Here is a 19,542-nt window from a genome sequence, read left to right as displayed (position 1 = left end):
AAATCAAAACATGGAACAACGCTACGATTATATTATCGTCGGCGCGGGTTCGGCCGGCTGTGTGTTAGCGGATAGGCTAACGGAAAGCGGTGAACATAGCGTTTTATTACTGGAAGCTGGTGGCACGGATAAGAGTATTTTTATCCAGATGCCAACCGCGCTTTCTTACCCAATGAATACTGAAAAGTACGCTTGGCAATTTGAAACAGAGCAAGAACCGGGCCTTGATGGACGCGAACTGCACTGCCCACGTGGCAAAGTGTTAGGCGGCAGCTCATCAATTAACGGCATGGTTTATGTTCGTGGCCACGCGTGTGATTTTGACCAATGGGAAGAAGAGGGCGCAGCGGGTTGGAACTACCAAGCATGCTTACCTTATTTCCGCCGTGCTGAATCATGGAACAAAGGCGGTGATGAATACCGTGGCGACAATGGCCCTGTCGGCACTTGTAACGGTAACGATATGGAGCTCAACCCGCTTTACCAAGCGTTCATCGATGCAGGTAAAGACGCCGGTTATCCAGAAACCAACGATTATAACGGCTACCAGCAAGAAGGCTTCGGCACCATGCACATGACGGTAGACAAGGGTGTTAGAGCCTCAACCTCTAACGCTTATCTACGCCGTGCATTGAAGCGTTCAAACCTGACCTTAAAGAAAGGCATCGTGGCGCGTCGTTTCCTACTTGAAGCACAAGACTCAAATGGCCAATCGGGCTTGAAAGCGGTTGGTGTCGAGTTTGAAAAGTCAGGCAATACCCAGGTGGCTGTGGCGAACAAAGAAGTGATCTCTTCTGCGGGTTCTATTGGCTCGGTTCAACTGCTGCAGCTTTCTGGTATCGGCCCGAAAGCCGTGCTTGAAAAGGCCGGCGTTGAAGTTAAACACGAACTAAGCGGTGTCGGTGAAAACCTTCAAGATCACCTAGAAGTGTACTTCCAATATCACTGCAACGAACCGATCACACTCAACAGCAAGCTTGGCTTGGTGAGCAAAGGCATGATTGGCGCGGAATGGATTCTGACTCGCAAAGGTCTGGGTGCTACTAACCACTTTGAATCGTGTGCGTTCATTCGCTCTCGTAAAGGATTGAAGTGGCCAAACATTCAATATCACTTCCTGCCAGCAGCGATGCGTTACGACGGACAAGCGGCCTTTGATGGTCACGGTTTCCAAGTACACGTTGGGCCTAATAAGCCAGAAAGTCGCGGTACGGTTGCGATCACTTCTGCTGATCCGCATGCCAAGCCAGAGATCATTTTCAACTACATCTCGACTGAGCAAGACCGCCAAGATTGGCGCGATTGTATTCGTCTAACGCGTGAGATTTTGTCTCAACCAGCAATGGATGCTTACCGAGGTGAAGAGATTCAGCCGGGTCTAAGTGTGACTTCCGATGAAGCAATCGACGAATGGGTTAAACAGAACGTGGAAAGTGCGTACCACCCTTCATGTGGCTGCAAAATGGGCGCTGATGATGATCCAATGGCAGTGCTTGATGAAGAGTGTCGCGTTCGCGGCATTGATAATCTGCGCGTTGTTGACTCATCTGTTTTCCCTGTTATTCCGAACGGAAACTTGAACGCCCCGACCATTATGGTGGCTGAGCGTGCTTCCGATTTGATTTTGGGTAAGCCAATGCTCAAAGAGCAGGACGTTCCAGTGTGGATTGCACCTGAATGGCAAGAGAAGCAAAGAATCAATAAACCAGTAAGAGAAGCGTAAGCCTCTGTTATTGAGATAAAAATAATAAAAAGTAACAACCAAAATTAGTCAAAAGTCAGCAAAACTGCCCTGATTAGTATGAGTTAGGGCAGAAAAAGGAAAGATAAAAAGGAATCATTATGACGACTCAACATAAACAAACCGCTACAAAAAAGGTATTAGCAACATTAGCCATCAGTTCATTTGCATTTGGTGCTAACGCTTCTATTGAACCACAGCAATGTGAAAACGTCCGCTTCGCTGATGTAGGCTGGACTGACATTACCGCAACAACCGCCGTTACTTCTGAACTATTAAAAGGCCTTGGTTACAAAACCAAAACCGACCTACTTTCAGTACCGGTGACATACTCTTCAATGGCGAACGGCGATATTGACGTATTCCTAGGCAACTGGATGCCAACCATGGAAGGCGATATTGCTAAGTACCGTGAAGAGGGCACGGTTGAAACCGTTCGTGCCAACCTTGAAGGCGCAAAATACACGCTAGCCGTACCAAAATACGTGTACGACTCAGGTGTAAAAAGCTTCGCCGACCTAGCAAAACATGCCGACAAATTTAAAGACCGCATCTATGGCATCGAGCCGGGTAACGACGGTAACCGCCTAATACAATCAATGATTGATTCAGACGCGTTTGGCTTGAAAGATTTCAGCCTAGTGGAATCAAGCGAAGCGGGCATGGTGTCGCAAGTATCTCGCGCTGCTCGTCGTAGCCAGTGGATCGTTTATCTAGGTTGGGCGCCGCACCCAATGAACAGCAATGTTGAGATGGAATACCTATCAGGTGGTGACGACTTCTTCGGCCCTAACTACGGCGGCGCGAATGTTTACACCAATGTTCGTTCAAACTACCTGTCTGAATGTGCAAACGTCGGTCAACTTCTGCAAAACCTAGAGTTCACACTAGAGATGGAAAACCAGTTGATGGAAGAGATTCTTAACCAAAAAGTGAAGCCAGAAAAAGCGGCTCAACAATGGTTGAACAATAACCCTCAACAAGTTGAAGCTTGGTTAGACAACGTAAAAACGCATAAAGGTGAATCAGCGACTCAAGCGGTTACTGAATACCTAAAACAAGTTAAAGCTTAGTTTTACCTACCTATCGTTCTATTTATCAAAGCTCTATAAATAAAAAAGGTGGGCTTGCCAATTGTCTATTGGTTTGAAGTAGCCCACCCATAATAAAAGGCAATATTGTGAATTTTATTACGGAAAACAAAATCCCTGTTGGTCAATGGATGGAAGCGGGTGTTGATTGGCTAACAATCAATGCAGCAGGACTCTTTGACGCTATTTCGATTTTTCTAGAAACTATCATTATGTTTTTAGTCGATGTATTTAAGTGGATGCCGCCTGCACTGCCAATCGTGATGACTGCTGCGATTGCATGGTACTTACACCGTAAACCTTCGCTAGTGATCTTTGTGGTCGCAGCGCTGCTGACTATTCTTAACCTCGGCTATTGGCAAGAAATGCTGGAAACCTTTGTTCTCGTCTTTGCGGCGACAACGATTTCCGTATTAATTGGCGTACCGGTTGGCATCATGGCTGCTCACCGTCCTTGGCTCTATACAGTTTTGCGTCCAATCCTTGATTTGATGCAGACAGTCCCAACTTTCGTTTATCTGATTCCAACTCTGGTTCTATTCGGCTTGGGTATTGTTCCTGGCTTAATCTCGACCATTATTTTCGCGATAGCTGCACCGATTCGTTTAACCTACTTAGGGGTAACGAAAGTGCCTGAAGAGTTGATTGAAGCGGGTAAAGCGTTTGGTGCCAGCCGTCTGAAATTGCTGATGAAGGTCGAATTACCGGCGGCTTTACCAAGCATCATGGCGGGTGTAACCCAATGTATTATGTTGTCGCTTTCGATGGTGGTTATCGCCGCTCTTGTCGGTGCAGACGGACTTGGTAAACCTGTTGTTCGTGCATTGAATACAGTGAACATCTCACAAGGTTTTGAAGCCGGGTTGGCGATTGTATTAGTCGCTATCATTCTTGATCGCTTGTGCAAAACACCAAACCAGAAGGAAGCTTAATCATGTCTAACTCTCAGGAAAAAAAGACAATGGACGCGATTACCATTAAGAATCTCGATGTTGTGTTTGGTAATAAATCGAAACAAGCGCTTGAGCTACTCGACCAAGGTAAAACTCGCCAAGAGATCATTGATGAAACTGGTCAAGTGGTTGGCGTAGATAATGTGTCGCTGACGGTTGAAGAAGGCGAGATCTGTGTGTTGATGGGTTTGTCTGGTTCTGGTAAATCATCTTTGCTTCGCGCAGTTAACGGCCTGAATGAGATCAGCCGTGGCTCATTGGCGATCAAAGATGGAGACAAGCAGGTTGATTTAGGTGAACAGTGCGACGAAGCGACCTTGCGTCATCTTCGTACTCACCGCGTTTCTATGGTGTTCCAAAAATTTGCCCTAATGCCTTGGTTAAACGTGTTAGATAACGTGGCGTTTGGTCTAGAAATGCAAGGCGTAGCCAAAGATGTTCGTCGTGCTAAAGCGCGTGAACAACTTGAAATGGTGGGTTTGGCAGAGTGGGAAACCAAGTATCCGCATGAGCTTTCTGGCGGTATGCAGCAACGTGTTGGTTTGGCGCGTGCGTTTGCAATGGACACCGACATTCTGTTGATGGATGAACCGTTTTCGGCGCTTGATCCACTGATTCGTGCTCAGCTGCAAGATGAACTGATCACGCTGCAAAACAAACTCAACAAAACGATTCTGTTCGTGAGTCACGACCTAGATGAAGCACTGAAGATTGGTAATAACATTGCGATCATGGAGTCAGGAAAACTGATTCAACACGGTAAGCCTGAAGAGATCGTACTGACGCCAAAAACCGAATACGTAAAAGACTTCGTTGCTCACACCAATCCATTGAATGTGCTTAAAGGTCGCTCTTTAATGCAGCCTCTTGATTCACTGACGCAAGAGAATGAAAGCTGGAAGATCTGCGATTCTAAAGATCTTTGGATTGAACAGAGTGAAGGTGCTTTATCAGTGAAAGGTGAATCTACTTTGGCGCTTGTTGAGTGGAGCGAGTCTGACGACCTAACCGCGATTAACGCGTCGAGTGTGGTAGTGACAAGCCCGGAGATTGGTATGCGTGATGCGATTAAGCTTAAGCAGATCAGTAACCACCCAATTCTGTTGGTTGAAAATAATCAATTGGTAGGGATTTTGGATAACAGCGAGTTTTACAACGCGCTAACGGGTAACTTTCAGATGAATACCGCTGCGTAAAATTTCGTTTTTCAGCTTAGCTATTGAGGCTGGTTTTTTATTGGGTGGAGAGGATTAAATCTCTCTACCTCTATGATTATTAAAATATATTATTCTTTGAGTTTGTATTCTCTGGTTCATTATTTTTGTCTTCATTGAAGCTTTCATTCCCTCTTCATTAAGCAAAAGTGCCGTACCACGCAAGTTTAGTGGTATAGAAAAGATTGAGAATAGTATGAACATCAGTACAATGCGGAAAAATCAATGAAGTAATTTATCAATTTACAGTGTAATTCGAGCGCGCGTGACGTAATCACTCGAGACATTTCATCGCTTCGACGCTGTAAAACCATTCACAGTATATTAGTACAAAGGTCTGCATCTTGGACAAACATGACGAAATCCTGGTCGCTATTCGCCAAATTATTCGCGCTATCGATTTACACTCGAAGAAGCTGAGTAAAGAGTATGGTTTGACTGGCCCTCAATTAATCTTAATGAGAGCAATCCAAGAAATGGGTAATGTGACAATCAAAGAATTGTCTAATCAGACCAATGTAAGCCAAGCAACGACGACGACGATCATCGACCGTCTTGAGTTAAATGGCTATGTACAACGAATACGCAGTTCATCGGACCGCCGTAAAGTACACGCGAACCTGACTGAAAAAGGTCAAGAGTTGCTAAACAATGCGCCACCGCCGCTGCAAGATAACTTCGTTAAAAAATTCCAAAATCTAGAGACGTGGGAGCAAAGCTTACTGCTTTCTTCGATGCAGCGTGTATCAGCAATGATGAACGCAGAAGACATCGACGCTGCTCCAGTGCTTCAGCTTGAAGGCATTGCAAACGTAGCCAAAAGCTAACGTTTGTTTTAAATTGTCTATTTAAAACAAAAACTTAAAGAGTTATTAAATGGTCGCATTAAGCGGCCATTTTTGATCTCACCATGTGAGATTTCTCGTTATACCGCCTGTTCGTTACACCCTCCTATTTTAAATCGCCCTGGGTTTTAACCCTACGTTGTAACCACCCTATTTATTTGTATTCAAAAATGCATTGACGATTCTCTGACAATAAAAGTATAGACCGACCGGTCTGCTTTGTATTATTGTGTGCTCATCTTAACCACGAGGTGATGTATGAAATACGAATTGACGCCAACACAAATGACCATGACGTTGAACAACATGCAGGGAGCTTTTGCACAGAACCCGATGCCAGCGGTATCGGTGAGAATTGAGCAGTTGCTTGCACTTAAATCTGCGCTTATCGATTACACAGATCGTTTGTGTTCAGCCGTGAGTGAGGACTATGGTCACCGCAGTCGACAAGACACTTTGATGGCTGACATATTGCCTTGCATCGGCAATATTGATCACAGCATTGAGTGTTTACCTCATTGGTCGACATCTTCGATTCGTCATTCCGGCCCTTTGCTTTCAACCTCTCGTGTTGAAGTGGTTTATCAACCCAAAGGCGTTGTCGGGATCATTGCTCCGTGGAACTTTCCGATCATGTTATCCGTCGGCCCGCTTATTTCAGCGTTGGCTGCGGGCAACCGCGCCATGATCAAGATGAGCGAATTTACCCCAGCGACGAACCAAGTATTAACAGCGCTATTGGCGGAAGTTTTCCATGCCGATGAGGTGTGCTTGGTTGAAGGTGAGGTAGAAATCGCAGCCGCATTTTCGGCGTTGCCGTTTGATCATCTTCTGTTTACAGGGTCAACCCAAGTGGGTCGCCAAGTGATGAAGTCAGCGGCTGATACGCTAACCCCAGTCACGCTAGAGCTGGGTGGAAAGTCGCCGGTTATCGTGGCAGAAGACATGCCGATCGATATTGCGGTAGAGCGAATTATTTATGGTAAAAGCTTAAACAACGGCCAAGTATGTGTCGCTCCAGATTACGTGCTACTCCCTGAAGATAAGCTCGAAGCCTTCATTCTGGAGTACAAAAAACAATACCAACAGCTGTTTGATGAAGGGATCTACTCTGAGGGTTTAACCTCGCTCATTAACCCTCGCCAATGTGATCGTATTGTTGGTCTGTTGAATGAAGAGCAGCAAGCTGGGACACGAATCGTTGCTTGCCATGACGAAGCGATGGACTTAGATACTCATCGATTGGTGACACATTTGATCGTTGAACCAAGCCTGTCATCCAAAGTGATGAACGAAGAAATTTTCGGCCCATTATTACCTTTGATTACGTATCGCAATGTCGAAGAGGCGTTCCAAGTCATCAATAGCAAACCAAGGCCGTTAGCACTCTACCTGATGAGCTTTGATTTGAGTTTACAGGCTCAGGTTAAGCACCAAGTTCACTCCGGTGGTATGTGTATTAATGACTGTGTTTTTCATTTAGCGGTTGATGACGCGCCGTTTGGTGGCATTGGTGAATCAGGTCAAGGCAACTATCACGGTAAAGAAGGTTTCCTGACTTTCTCCCACGCCAAAACAGTCTTGGAAACGGGTTTAGATCATCGAGTTAAGCATCTGTTTTCAAAAGAAGACAACGAATTAAAAACAGCAGTGATGGGCATGCTTGGCCAGTAAATCACTGTTGGTATGACACTGTTTATTTTTCAAAAAGTTATTTTCACGAAATTATTTTAAGAGGTTACTTTTATGTTGGAACGTTTTTTTGAACGTACGATCAAATCGTATTTGATGATTACAGGTTTCTTAACGGCGACGGCTTTTTCCACTTTCCTAGCGCCAGATTGGAGTATGCAGACGCTGTTCTCGTACAACGATACCATGATGGAAAACAAAGAGTATTTGCTCGGTACTTATCAACACTGGGGTGTGGTGGTTGGCTGTATTGGTGTGTTGTTGATGTTCTCGGCGAAGTACAAATCGCTGCGTACCTCAACCATGATTTACAGCGCATTTGAGAAGTCGATGTTTGTTGGCATCTTCTTATACAACGTGTGTATCAACGATTATGAGTGGTTCTATGGCTGGAGCGGCGTGTTTGCGCTCGATGGATTTGTGACCGTTTATTCTTTGGTTTATCTGTACTACTACCTCACTAGAGATAAGAGTAAGGTCCCAGCTCACCTTCGTTAATCGTTAACCGTTTGTGAGTTGCTCAGGGTGAGTCAATGACACTTCTTTAATGATCAATAGCTTACTTATGATTACAGCCCGCATTTGCGGGCTTTTTTCGTTTTGGGGCAATGATCCATAAAGATCTTAATTGACATATCTTTGACATTAACGCTCTAGACCGACCGGTTTGTATTGGTTATTGTTTAGTCATCAACTAGAAATGAGGTAAATACCATGACAACCAATAATTTTAACTTTCAACTTAAAACCATTGTTCATGCTCAAGAGAATGGCATTGAAAATATCCCTTCTCTTTTTGGTCGCTTAGGTGCGCAAAGAGTCGTGCTCTTTTCTGATAAAGGCTTGGAGTCTCTTGGTTTTGTTGAGCAGTTCTCGGCGTTGTTTGTAAACGAAAAGGTGAACCAGCCAGGCAATGAACAAGCGGTTCAGCTTGTTGGTGTGTACACCGATATCGCGCCAGACGCGACTTGCGACAACATCAACGCTGCCATTGAGTTTGCAAACAGCGTCAATGCTGATGCGATTTTGTCTGTTGGCGGCGGCAGCGTGATTGATACTTCTAAAGGTGTGAAATACGCATTCCATAAGCAGATAGATGATATCCGTACGGTGATTGCGGGCGGCGGTCATATGGATGTGTGGCCAAACAATGAAGACATTCGAGTGCCACACATTGCGGTTCCGACAACGGCTGGCACGGGCGCAGAAGCCTCTCCGATTGCTGTTTTTTACAACGAACATGAAAACATTAAGGCAAGCCTAGTCGCATCGGGATTGGAAGCCGATATCGCAATCCTTGATCCAACGGTGACCACTAAGCTGCCTGCTCACCTGACTCGTTCTACCGCCATGGATGCGCTAACACACGCTGTTGAAGCGATTGTTTCTCCAATGAGTAATGCGTTCACCGATGCTTATGGCACTCAGGCTGCAAAACTGATTGTTGAAAACTTACCCTTGGCACTTAAAGAGCCAGAAAACCTAACGGCACGTGGCAACCTTCTTCAAGCAAGTACCATAGCGATCTCTGCTTTCTATTCGTCTTTGGGCGGCATTCCGATTCATAACTGTGCTCACGCTTTTGGTGCGATTAGCCACATTCCACATGGTGATGCCAACACGGTACTGATGCCGGTTGTGATTGAAGCGTTGCCGGAATTCTATATGCCGAATGCGGCGAAGTTAGCTCAAGCATTCTCTGTCGACAGCACGGGAACCGATGAAATGATTTACCTACGCGTGTTGGATTTCTTAAATAACTTCCAAACCGGTGTCGGTGCGATGAAGCGTTTCAGCAGCTGGAAGTTTGATGAGCAAGAGAAGAGCAACATTGCAGAAGCGATTGAAAAAGACATCTGTTTTCAGTTCTACCCAATCTCGAAACAGACGATTGAAACCATCATAGAGAAAGCGATTTAAGTCTCTGTCTTAATCGACTGAATGTTATGACCATTTAATTCAGTCGATGATTCAGTCCCTGATTCATTCAACAATCATTACTCGAGAGCCAATTATGAAAATCGAAAACGTATTGCTATCAAGCTTGTGCATCATCGCGCCATTCCTACTTTTCACCTAATTCATTCAACAGGGACGTCGAGACCTTTATTCCCGAGGAGGAAATAAATGCTCAATAAACGTTTAACTACCGTGATTTGGGCGGGTGTTTTGGTTGTTCTGTTTTTTGCCAAGGCAAGCTTTGGAAGCGAGAGCTTTGAGAATGAAGCCACCATGGATCAATCGCAGCAGCATCAAGACGTCGTGCAACTGTTGGATGAGGCTTATCAAGGGCAATTGGAAGCCCAGCTCTCTGTCGCTTACTTATATCTGAGTGGAGAGGGCGTAGAACAGGATGACGAAAAAGCCGCGGAGTGGTTTGTCACCGCAGCCAATAACGGTAGCCCTGAAGCTCAAACACAGCTTGGGTTGATGTATATCTCTGGAAGTGGCGTTCAAGCCAGCCAAGCGGAAGCTGTCACCTGGATTGGCATGGCAGCAGCTCAAGAGTATGACCCTGCGCTCGACTTATTACATTGGATGTCGCAAGCCGCGCATTAATTCAAATCCTAACTCAGGTTAATCACAGAAAGGTTAACCTCAGAAAAAGTTAACCTCAGAAAAAGTTAATCACAGAAAAAGTTACTCGCAGAAAAGTTAATTACTGAAAAGTTAATCACAGAAATTGGAGAACGTCTTATGCAGACATTCAAGAAATCTTTAGTCTTCACTGCAATGACCGCGGCAAGCAGTGCTGCTCTTGCGGCTGAATCAGAAAAACCGAATATTGTTGTTATTGTTGGCGATGATGTGGGCTTTGCCGATACACAGCCTTATGGATCAGAAGCGGATACCCCAAACCTGATGGCGCTGGCTGAAGAGGGGGTTAAGTTTACTAATTTTCACGCGTCACCAACTTCATCGGTAACGCGCTCTATGATGTTAACCGGAGCAAATAGCCACGAGGTTGGGCTAGGCACCTTCGACTATGCTGTCTATCCGGGTGCGATTGGCAAGCCGGGTTATGAAGGTTACCTCACCAAGAAAGGGGTTACGGTCGCCACGTTGCTTGAAGAGAGCGGCTATAACACTTACCTCTCTGGTAAATGGCATTTGGGGCACGAGGATGGCTTCCTACCTGATGATCGAGGTTTTGGTGAGAGTTACGGTATTTTAGCGGGCGGTTCGAATCACTTTAACCGAGATATGATGTTCCCAGCCAAAAACGCTGCGACAGCGGATGCGCTGCAAAAAGGCGATATTCCCGGTGTTGAGGTTGAGCCAACTTACCGCAACGGTGAAGTGGTTGAGGACAAGTACAAAGGCGAGTATTCAGACCAAGTTTACACCAACGAGATCATCAAGATGATCGACAGCAAAAAAGACGACGGTAAGCCTTTCTTCGCTTACGTCCCATTCACCGGTATTCACCTGCCACTGCAAGCGCCTGAGTCTGCCTATCAAGATAAAGTCGATTACTACGTTGAACATGGTTGGGACTCGGTTCGAGAAGATCGTTTCCAACGCATGAAAGAGATGGGTGTGATTCCAAAAGACGCCGATATTTCAGATCGTAACGCATTAAGCCGACCTTGGGACTCGCTCTCTGAGAAAGAACAAAAGTGGTACGGAAAGAAAATGGCTGTCGCGATGGGCATGATGGAAATGCAGGACCAACAAGTCGGTCAGATAGTCGATCACCTGAAAGAAATCGGGGAATACGATAATACTTACATCATGTACCTAGCGGATAACGGCCCAGAAGCGGCGGATATTACCGGTGAAAATATCAGTGATTTGATCCGAACGTGGACTGCTCATCATTTTGATAATTCGACTGAAAACTTGGGCAAGGCGAACTCCAGTGTGTCACTTGGCCCTGAGTGGGCAAGCGCTTCAACCGGTGGCCTATCTTGGTACAAAGCTTACACAGCAGAGGGCGGTATCCGTGTGCCGTTTATCGTTAAGCCAGCCAAAGCGCTTCTAGAAGGTGAAGATGCGTTACAGCCGGGAACTCAAACAGATGACTTATCACAAGTGAAAGACATTGCAGCCACGATTCTTGAGATTGCAGAGGTAGAGCATCCAGGAACGGAATATCAAGGTCGAGAAGTAGCGCCGATGAGTGGTGTGAGCTTGTTGCCTTACTTCAAAGGGGAAACGGCAGACGTGCACAGTGCCAACAATGCGATTCCATTTGAATTGTTTGGTAGCGGAATTCTGCTTAAAGGTGATCATAAGATCATCCGAATTTCTACGGGAATGGGCGGTGACAGTGAGTGGCACTTATACAACACCAAGAAAGATCCAGCTGAGCAACATGACTTGAGAAATGAAATGCCAGATCTGTTCCTTGAAATGGTCGCTGAATATCAAGAATACGAAAAAGCGCAAAATATCGTCCCGGTTGACGAAGCGTGGAACCCGTTTGAAAACGTGAAATAGAGGAAAAAACCACTCGGCCAACCTAATGCCATCAAGCTTGGTTGGCCGATGAACACCGTGTAAAGGAATTACGAATTGTTTTAACTAATACAATAACTTTTACATCGAGGCACTCTTCATGACGACATTATCGCTATCAAATTTGAGTTCAGTTCCGCAGTTCAATGGCAAAGCACACAGCAAACTTCAGGCGTTAGCAAAACCAATTGGGGCGGTGTGTAATATCAGTTGCACCTACTGTTATTATTTAGAAAAACAACAGCTGCTTGATTACCCAAAAGGCTCTCAATATACGATGGATGAAGTTCTGTTAGAGCGTTATATCAAGCAATATATAGAAGGGCAGAATACGCCTGAAATCATCTTTTCTTGGCATGGTGGAGAGCCTACCTTGTTGGGGATTGAGTACTTTCAAAAGGTCGTCGAGCTGCAGAAAAAATATTGTCCTAGCTACAGTAAGATCAGCAATGACCTTCAAACCAACGGCACGTTACTGAATGATGCGTGGTGTGAGTTCTTCAAAAAGAATGACTTTATCATTGGCGTCAGTATTGATGGCCCAGAGCACTTACATAATCACTACCGAACTAACCGTGCAGGCAAAGGCACTTTTTCTCAAACAATGCGTGGCATTCGCTACTTGAAGCAACATAACGTCGAGTTCGCGACCCTAAGCTGCGTGAATGATGTGACAGGTAAATATCCACTAGAGGTCTATCGCTTTCTACGCGATGAAGTGGGTTCGAAGCAATTGCAGTTTATTCCTGTGGTCGATAAGCGCGAAGCTCACACCAACAATAAATGGTTGAGCAACCAACAAGCGATCATTCCCGTATCAGGCGAGGTTGAAGCTTGGAGTGTTAACTCTGCGCAATGGGGACAATTCCTCACTACCATTTTTGATGAGTGGTTTGAGCACGATTTTGGTCGGGTATTAGTGCCGTACTTTGAAAATTTTGTCGGCGTATGGATGGGCAGAGAAAGCACCATGTGTACCTTGAGTGAGATCTGCGGCAAAGGGTTAGCGGTTGAGCCCAATGGCGATGTGTATTCATGTGACCATTATGTCTTTCCTGAATTTCAGCTGGGTAATATTCAGGGACAAGCACTTTCAACTTTAGCCTTCTCGCCAAAGCAGCAGCGTTTTGGGTTCGCCAAACAAAAGTCTCTGCCGAAACAATGCCAAGCCTGTGAGTTTAAATTTGCATGCCATGGCGAGTGCCCTAAAAACCGCATCATCAAAAGCCAAGATGGTGAGGCGGGGTTAAATTATCTCTGTGAAGGATGGCTAAGCTTCTTCAAGCATGTCGACCCGGTTATTAAGGGCTTACTCAAAGTCAATAATATTCCGTCTCGTCTGGGGTGACGGAGTAGGCGTGAATGGATTCAATCTAGATTTAAAGTTAGATAAAAGGCTCGCTAAATTGTGCGAGCCTCTTGGTATTTGATATTTGATATTTGATATTTGGTATTTGGTATTTGGTAACGGGTATATCTAGTCAGCCGATTCTTGTGCCGAGCTCATGGCAAGAATAGTTTCATCCATGGCGTTGTTTAGAATCGAACGGTTACGCTGCATGGCGGCCATGAGCGTTGAGCCTAGCCATAGGCCATAAAGCATTCGAGACAGCGATTCGGGCTCTGCGATAGTGAAATCACCGGCCTCATTACCTTCTTCAAACAGTTTTGCCATACGCAGGATGATCTTTTCAGCGCCTTCTGCCATGGTCGATTGCAACGGGTTAGCAGACCCAGATACTTCTCCCGCCAGTTTTACGACAAGACATTGGATATTGAAGTCTTCAGTCAGTTTCGATGCACACCAAAACTCGAAATAGGCTTTTACGCGGTCACGAAGAGAAAGCGACTCATCACTTAAAAAGTCGTCTAGCTTAGCGAGATGCTCATCAAAGTAGTTAGTAAGAAGGATCTCACCAAAGTGCTCTTTGGATTTAAAGTAGTGGTAAAAAGAACCCTTCGTGCCTTCCGCTTGGTTGATGATCTTCATCAGGCCAACACCAGCAAAACCGTGTTCATTAATAAGGCTAAACCCTGCATCGAGCATAGCTTGTCGCATGTCTTTCATTGTTCTTACTCTTTATGCTGAGAATGAGGAACAGTGTAACCAGCAACATACCAACCGTCCAGTCTAGCGCGTTAGGGCACGGTCAATAATTGACTCGTTTCGTCAAAGTGATTTTTCTCTATGACCCCTTCTAAGCGACAAAACTTTTTTCAAGATAAGCGCATGCTATAAAACGAAAATAACAACCTTAAAGAGCTTGTTTGGTGCCTTAAAATGACCAAATCGGGGTGTTTTAGTTGCTGTTTTTGTTGGTTTTTAATTTGGTGTTTTCTTGAGATCGCAATGGTAGTCTTAGCTTAATTTCTTTAGGGGGCTAAATGGACACCAATAACAGCACTTATCATCACCACAATTTTGCTCAGCAAGACTTATCAGAGCTTACATTTACAGCCTGTACGTTTATCCGTTGTGATTTCAGACGTTCGAACTTACGTGATGCAACGTTTATTAACTGTAAGTTTATCGAACAAGGCGATATTGAGGGATGCCACTTCGATGTTGCAGATTTGCGTGATGCAAGTTTTCAGAACTGTCAGTTGGCGATGGCGAATTTTAGCAACGCGAATTGCTACGGTATTGAGTTACGTGATTGTGACCTGAAAGGGGCGAACTTTACTCGTGCGAATTTTGCCAACCAGGTAAGCAATAGAATGTATTTTTGCTCTGCGTATATTACGGGCTGTAATCTGTCATACGCCAATTTTGAACAAGCTTGTTTAGAGAAGTGTGAGCTGTTTGAGAACCGTTGGATAGGCACTTACCTTGACGGCGCGTCACTGAAAGAGTCTGATCTTAGCCGAGGTGTGTTCTCGGAAGATGTATGGGGGCAATTCAGTATGCAAGGTGCTAATTTATGCCATGCTGAATTAGAAGGGTTAGATCCTCGCAAAGTAGATACAACAGGAATCAAAATTGTCGCGTGGCAACAAGAACAACTGCTTGAAAGCATGGGTATTGTGGTGATGCCTGATTGATAGCTGTAATTTCTAACTACAGGCTATTTGGAATATGTAAGATTTCGCTATAGAAGAAAAGCCCAAAGCTAATAACTTTGGGCTTTTCCGTATTTGGTCGCATGCATTTTATAATGATGTTTAGAAAAGAGAATGCTTGGCGAATATAGGGTTGATTAATGCATACCTGAACGCATTTTGTCGGCTAGCGCAAAGAACACAAACAGTACAAAGCATACAAGCGCGACACACAGTGAGGCGATGATGGTTGTTGCATCTTTGGAAATCAGTGGCACGACGATAGAAGCTAACGCTATCAACATAACAAGGATATGAACGATTCGTCCGGGAACAGGGTTTTTATGACAGAATGAAGCCCATAGGTAACGCATTTTTAACACCAGTATAAAATTAGTGGATTTATTCTATTTTCTTAATGAGTGTTTTGTAAATAAGTTTTCGTTATAGGTGACTGTAAATATGAACTAAGTCATCATTATATAAAATCAGTTAAATAACAGTGGTTTATCTATAGAAAAGAGAGTGCTTATCATTTTTATAAGAAAATATAGTATTCGGTATTTTGTTGGATATTAAGCTAAAATTCGCTCCGTTTTGATTTCTGGGCTTAAGGTCTCACTTATTGAGTGTTTTGTTAAGATACCGTTTGCGTATTGATTTCCGCCCTGTACATGTCAATTAGGCAGGTATCTATTTAGGGGCTGAATTCGTTTAATGTCATTTATCAAAGAGAGTGTTCGAATTGAGAGCGCGGTAATCTTGTCTTAGATTCAGTTTGGTATACTCAAGGTTCAATCTACGAAGATGATGGAGATGATATGTCGAAAACCGCGAAGATCATTAATGAAGATAAGCTGGTTAAGAAGGCTCTAGAAGTCGGTTTTAAAATGGCAAAGTTGCAAGGTTTCGATTTGCCGAACTCATCTCAACCAATCAAGGTTAAGGCTGTTTATCTATTTCTTGTTGAAGTAAATCAAATCACTCCGTTACCAGACAGTAAGTTGGATGGTGCAAATATTAAGAAGCGCCTAGCGTTATGGATACACAACGCTTTGCCTGATAATGATCCTCTGAAGTAAGCAGAGACTAACTCGTTTTTATGTGTGAAACCTAGCGGTCACTCGCTAGGTTTTTTTGTTTTATGATTGCTATTTCGAGTTTAAACCGAGTCAGTAAAGTAATAGCAAACCTTGGTAGCCACCGATCTGTACTTCATCGACATACTCTCCCACTCTGCCGTCAGCACTTACGGGCTTCATTGGTCGGTCTAATCGAATCGAGATTTTCTCTGCAGCATAAAAGTCAGCATTTTTCCCATAAAAATCGGTGCGATAGAGAACTCGTCCATGCTCAAACTCTCTGGCTATCACCATGTCTTCTGGGCCGCCTTCTACAACCTGCTTATCTGATTGATAAAGGAAATAGGTATGAGTCGGTAGCAGTGAAACCTTGCCATTAGGTAAGTCTTGATGAGTGACCTGGGATTGCGAAGTGTTGCCAACAATCGTGTAATCCTCAGATTGTGGAGTACGAGTTGAGAGCATCAATGAGGTAGGTTCAAACCCCGAAGGAATCACACCTGAAGGTTTTCCAAGAGGGATATCGAGCAATGCTGTGGGCTTATAAGCCATGTTTTTGGGTACGCCCGGTTTCCAGAAGTTATCTGTTGTGGTGTTGTTGCTCCCATACACGTAACTGTTGTTCCATTGATTGAAATAGCTGTGTTCAGGGTGGTAGTTGAGGTAATAGACAGCGAGAGTTGAGTACTGGTCTTGTTGCCAATTCTCTTGGTTGTTTCCAAAGAACTGCACTCGTCCATAGCGCGTAGTGGCTTGTTGAATAACCTTCGACCCTGAATAGCCGAGTGCTGAGTTATCCCAAAACTTCGATAGCCCGCCATAGCCGCTAAATCCCGTTGACGGAAATATATAGTGCTCCCTGAAATACAGGTTTCCTGCATCGATAAGGTGCGCTTGCCCATTTCGACCATAGAGGTTAGCCGTTCCAATGTTTAGCCCGATTAATGGTTTGTCATTAACGGCAGTCAATCGTTTGAGAAAGGCGGTGAACTCTTGCTTATAGCGTTCATCCGCTTCAGTTGAGCCTGCGATAGCATCAAGCTCAGCGATGTTTCCCCCAGAGTAAATATCAAATTGATTGCTACCTAAGAGCTTATTGGTGTCATCGTTGTAGGCGCCACGGAGTCCTAGTTTTGTCCAGTGTTGACCATAATAACTGCCCATTGCCATCAATAGCCCGGGATTAGCCAGATTGGTTAGCGACCATGACGAATTTTGGTCCCACATTCGACCAAAAGGAATAACACGGGACTGCCAACGAAATCGAGCTGTGGCAGACTTGTTGCTTCGGTTTTGGTATTCAGCAGGAGATAAATAGTTGTCGTTGTTGAGATCGGCCGACTGGTCGAAACCAAGAATTTTTCTCCAATGCGTTGTTTTATCGGGAGAGCGGTTATTTACTGCTGCTGATGACAAGTCTTTTGGAGCGACGTTCGGAAAGCTATCCCCGAGTTGAACACGGTTTAAACGAGGTCGAATATCATTTGCGCGGCCTTGCCAGCGCACTCTAACAACGTATAAACGCCCACCATCACGGACAAAAGATGAGCCAAAAAATTGGCCGCCACCATAACTTTGGCCACTGCCATCATGAGTGCTTGCTCTTACCCAATCTGCGGGTAAGAGCCAGTTTACCGCTTGGTTCTGAGTCATGTTCTTGGTGCCATCTTCCGTTATTTCGATTTGAGACCAATCGGTCACATGATTCTCAGCATTCATCGAAGATGGATATTCAATCCGAAATTTTCCTCCTTGTGCAAAGCGTGAAAATTCAAATTCTAAATGGTCAAACTTTTCAGAGTGATAAATGTAGAGCGCACCCCCTTGTTGGAAATGTTCAAAGACATCGGTATCCCAAGGTGTGGGTTGGTAAAGGGCAAAACCTGCGTGCATTTCGTCTTCGGTATAACCAACGAGCATAGGCTTGCGGTTTAATAGAGTGTTCTCACCATGAGTCGGGTCAGGCTCTGCAAGGATGGTGTCTTCTGAAAAGTGTAGAAAAAAATCTTCGTAATCGATGTCGTATCGTTCAGCGATGTCTCTAATTTCGTTTTCGAACGGGCCTGAATTTAACTCTAACTTTTGGTTGTACATGTAGCCAACGGCCTGGACTTTGTTGTTGAGGCTCGGCTCTGCATTCGCTCCAAACATCAAATCACTATTGTTGAGCTCCCAATCAACCACATCGTGGGCTGATATTTCATTGCCTTGTAAGTCGATCCCTTGCTCATGTTGACCGGGTAGAACGATCGTGTAGTTGGCCCAAATGATATTGGGAAAGGTAAGGCTGGTAAGAAAAATGGCTGAGACTAATCGTGTTGTTTTCATTATGTTTCCTTGCCATTCACTCTTTAAGTGTTATCCCTGTTTGGTAAGTGTAGCCAATCGTAATATCTATGTTCTGTTTCCGGTTATGTCTAATGCTGAGCGGTGCTCACTTTGCTTATATCGGCGTGTTACTTGCATCTTTGGGTAGGGGAAGCACTCTGTTAGTAACAGTAACTTGACAGGTTAGAGCTTGCTAACAAGTATTAAGTTGATGATTTTAAATCCGTAATCCATAGGTTTTCCGAAATTGAATGATTGAGGGCGTAGGTGTGGATATTCATTTTGACGTTCAATATGACCGAACTTGATAAATAGCGAGGAAATACCTCTTATGATGTATTTATTATTTTTGTTGTTACTTGTGGCGATGCTATGCGCCTTTTTCGACAAGAAGACCGCGGCTTATGGTTTTTTTGCGGGCTCTGTGATTCTTGGGTTGTATTGGTTTAATCACCATGCGACCGACTCGTTACCTATCCTATTGTAAGGAGCTCACATGAATCGAAATCAGTTAACGCTCCTAAATACGCTTGGCCTACTCGGCATGACCGTAGTGCTGTTGATAGGCTTTATCCTTCAGTTTGTGCTTCATGAGTTGCCTTGCCCGCTGTGTTTGTTGCAACGTATCGGTTTTGTGATGGTTGCGTTTGGCTTCATGTTGAATGTGGTTTATGGGCCTCAACCTCGTCACTATGGCATTGTTTTGATCGGGGCCTTGTATGGTGTCGCCACCTCACTACGGCAGGTCTCATTGCACGTGATTCCAGGCACGCCTGGCTATGGGAGTCCTATCTTTGGAATGCACTATTACACTTGGGCTTTCGTGTTATTTACTGCGACCATATTAGCGGTTGCTGTCATTCTAATATTGACTAATAAAGAGCCATTGCAAGAAGCGTATAAGATGAGTAATTTGGGGCGTGTGGCGTGCTTATTAGCCATCGTCGTGGTTGCACTCAATGCTATCGCTACCTTTGTTGAGTGTGGTCCTTATCAGTGTCCAGATAACCCAGTGAGCTATTGGTTACTCAACTAACTCACATGGCAGTTATCAGCAAAAAGAGAAAGCCACAGCGTTTTGAACTGACCCCCAATA

Annotated in this window: 18 protein-coding genes; 15 read left to right on the top strand and 3 right to left on the bottom strand. The window is 44.6% G+C overall.

The window, feature by feature from the left end:
* Positions 1–10 precede the first annotated feature (10 nt).
* The 11 genes from betA to AB4274_RS12685 all read left to right on the top strand — a co-directional run bounded on the left by betA (position 11) and on the right by AB4274_RS12685 (position 13,345).
* Positions 11–1,723: a choline dehydrogenase gene (gene betA / locus AB4274_RS12735; protein ID WP_048610268.1), complete on the top strand. Its 1,713-nt coding sequence runs from the start codon at positions 11–13 to the stop codon at positions 1,721–1,723.
* A gap of 119 nt (positions 1,724–1,842) precedes the next feature.
* Positions 1,843–2,814, top strand: coding sequence for a choline ABC transporter substrate-binding protein (locus tag AB4274_RS12730; protein WP_017070132.1), 972 nt, complete (start codon positions 1,843–1,845; stop codon positions 2,812–2,814).
* A 107-nt stretch (positions 2,815–2,921) separates the two neighbouring features.
* Positions 2,922–3,764, top strand: a complete 843-nt coding sequence (choW, locus tag AB4274_RS12725; RefSeq protein ID WP_372112196.1) for a choline ABC transporter permease subunit — start codon at positions 2,922–2,924, stop codon at positions 3,762–3,764.
* A 2-nt stretch (positions 3,765–3,766) separates the two neighbouring features.
* Positions 3,767–4,981, top strand: a complete 1,215-nt coding sequence (choV, locus tag AB4274_RS12720) for a choline ABC transporter ATP-binding protein (RefSeq protein WP_249633514.1) — start codon at positions 3,767–3,769, stop codon at positions 4,979–4,981.
* A gap of 362 nt (positions 4,982–5,343) precedes the next feature.
* Complete coding sequence (locus tag AB4274_RS12715) at positions 5,344–5,826, top strand: MarR family winged helix-turn-helix transcriptional regulator (protein ID WP_372112194.1); 483 nt, start codon at positions 5,344–5,346, stop codon at positions 5,824–5,826.
* Between the two features lie 276 nt (positions 5,827–6,102).
* Positions 6,103–7,518: a coniferyl aldehyde dehydrogenase gene (locus AB4274_RS12710; RefSeq protein ID WP_372112192.1), complete on the top strand. Its 1,416-nt coding sequence runs from the start codon at positions 6,103–6,105 to the stop codon at positions 7,516–7,518.
* A gap of 72 nt (positions 7,519–7,590) precedes the next feature.
* Complete coding sequence (locus AB4274_RS12705; protein WP_372110413.1) at positions 7,591–8,034, top strand: hypothetical protein; 444 nt, start codon at positions 7,591–7,593, stop codon at positions 8,032–8,034.
* A gap of 216 nt (positions 8,035–8,250) precedes the next feature.
* Complete coding sequence (locus tag AB4274_RS12700) at positions 8,251–9,456, top strand: iron-containing alcohol dehydrogenase (RefSeq protein ID WP_372112190.1); 1,206 nt, start codon at positions 8,251–8,253, stop codon at positions 9,454–9,456.
* A 207-nt stretch (positions 9,457–9,663) separates the two neighbouring features.
* Positions 9,664–10,095, top strand: a complete 432-nt coding sequence (locus AB4274_RS12695) for a tetratricopeptide repeat protein (protein WP_054542582.1) — start codon at positions 9,664–9,666, stop codon at positions 10,093–10,095.
* A gap of 138 nt (positions 10,096–10,233) precedes the next feature.
* The gene (locus AB4274_RS12690) at positions 10,234–11,979 is read left to right on the top strand and encodes an arylsulfatase (protein ID WP_372112188.1); all 1,746 of its coding nucleotides are present in this window, start codon (positions 10,234–10,236) and stop codon (positions 11,977–11,979) included.
* Between the two features lie 118 nt (positions 11,980–12,097).
* Positions 12,098–13,345, top strand: a complete 1,248-nt coding sequence (locus AB4274_RS12685) for an anaerobic sulfatase maturase (protein ID WP_372112186.1) — start codon at positions 12,098–12,100, stop codon at positions 13,343–13,345.
* Between the two features lie 129 nt (positions 13,346–13,474).
* Here AB4274_RS12685 and AB4274_RS12680 read toward each other — a convergent pair whose 3' ends face one another.
* Positions 13,475–14,065: a TetR/AcrR family transcriptional regulator gene (locus AB4274_RS12680; protein ID WP_102556057.1), complete on the bottom strand. Its 591-nt coding sequence runs from the start codon at positions 14,063–14,065 to the stop codon at positions 13,475–13,477.
* A 317-nt stretch (positions 14,066–14,382) separates the two neighbouring features.
* Here AB4274_RS12680 and AB4274_RS12675 point away from each other — a divergent pair, with 317 nt between their 5' ends.
* The gene (locus tag AB4274_RS12675; RefSeq protein ID WP_372112184.1) at positions 14,383–15,039 is read left to right on the top strand and encodes a Qnr family pentapeptide repeat protein; all 657 of its coding nucleotides are present in this window, start codon (positions 14,383–14,385) and stop codon (positions 15,037–15,039) included.
* A gap of 155 nt (positions 15,040–15,194) precedes the next feature.
* Here the strand turns inward: AB4274_RS12675 and AB4274_RS12670 are convergent, their stop codons facing one another.
* Positions 15,195–15,410, bottom strand: coding sequence for a hypothetical protein (locus AB4274_RS12670; RefSeq protein ID WP_017072476.1), 216 nt, complete (start codon positions 15,408–15,410; stop codon positions 15,195–15,197).
* A 447-nt stretch (positions 15,411–15,857) separates the two neighbouring features.
* On the opposite strand from AB4274_RS12670, the gene AB4274_RS12665 reads away from it, so the two are divergent.
* The gene (locus tag AB4274_RS12665) at positions 15,858–16,118 is read left to right on the top strand and encodes a DUF5062 family protein (RefSeq protein ID WP_372112183.1); all 261 of its coding nucleotides are present in this window, start codon (positions 15,858–15,860) and stop codon (positions 16,116–16,118) included.
* Between the two features lie 90 nt (positions 16,119–16,208).
* On the opposite strand, the gene AB4274_RS12660 is transcribed toward AB4274_RS12665, so the two are convergent.
* Entirely contained in the window at positions 16,209–18,446 is a 2,238-nt protein-coding gene (locus tag AB4274_RS12660; RefSeq protein ID WP_372112181.1) for a hypothetical protein, read from the bottom strand.
* Between the two features lie 331 nt (positions 18,447–18,777).
* Here AB4274_RS12660 and AB4274_RS12655 point away from each other — a divergent pair, with 331 nt between their 5' ends.
* A complete protein-coding gene (locus AB4274_RS12655; RefSeq protein WP_017072479.1) occupies positions 18,778–18,933 on the top strand; it encodes a DUF5993 family protein in 156 nt (51 codons plus the stop codon).
* A 9-nt stretch (positions 18,934–18,942) separates the two neighbouring features.
* Positions 18,943–19,482, top strand: coding sequence for a disulfide bond formation protein B (locus AB4274_RS12650; protein WP_372112179.1), 540 nt, complete (start codon positions 18,943–18,945; stop codon positions 19,480–19,482).
* The last annotated feature ends 60 nt before the right edge of the window (positions 19,483–19,542 follow it).

It is taken from the genome of Vibrio sp. 10N.261.55.A10, assembly GCF_041470825.1.
In the GTDB taxonomy this organism is placed as follows: Bacteria; Pseudomonadota; Gammaproteobacteria; order Enterobacterales; family Vibrionaceae; genus Vibrio; species Vibrio crassostreae_C.
This window is presented reverse-complemented; position numbering and strand designations above follow the sequence as displayed.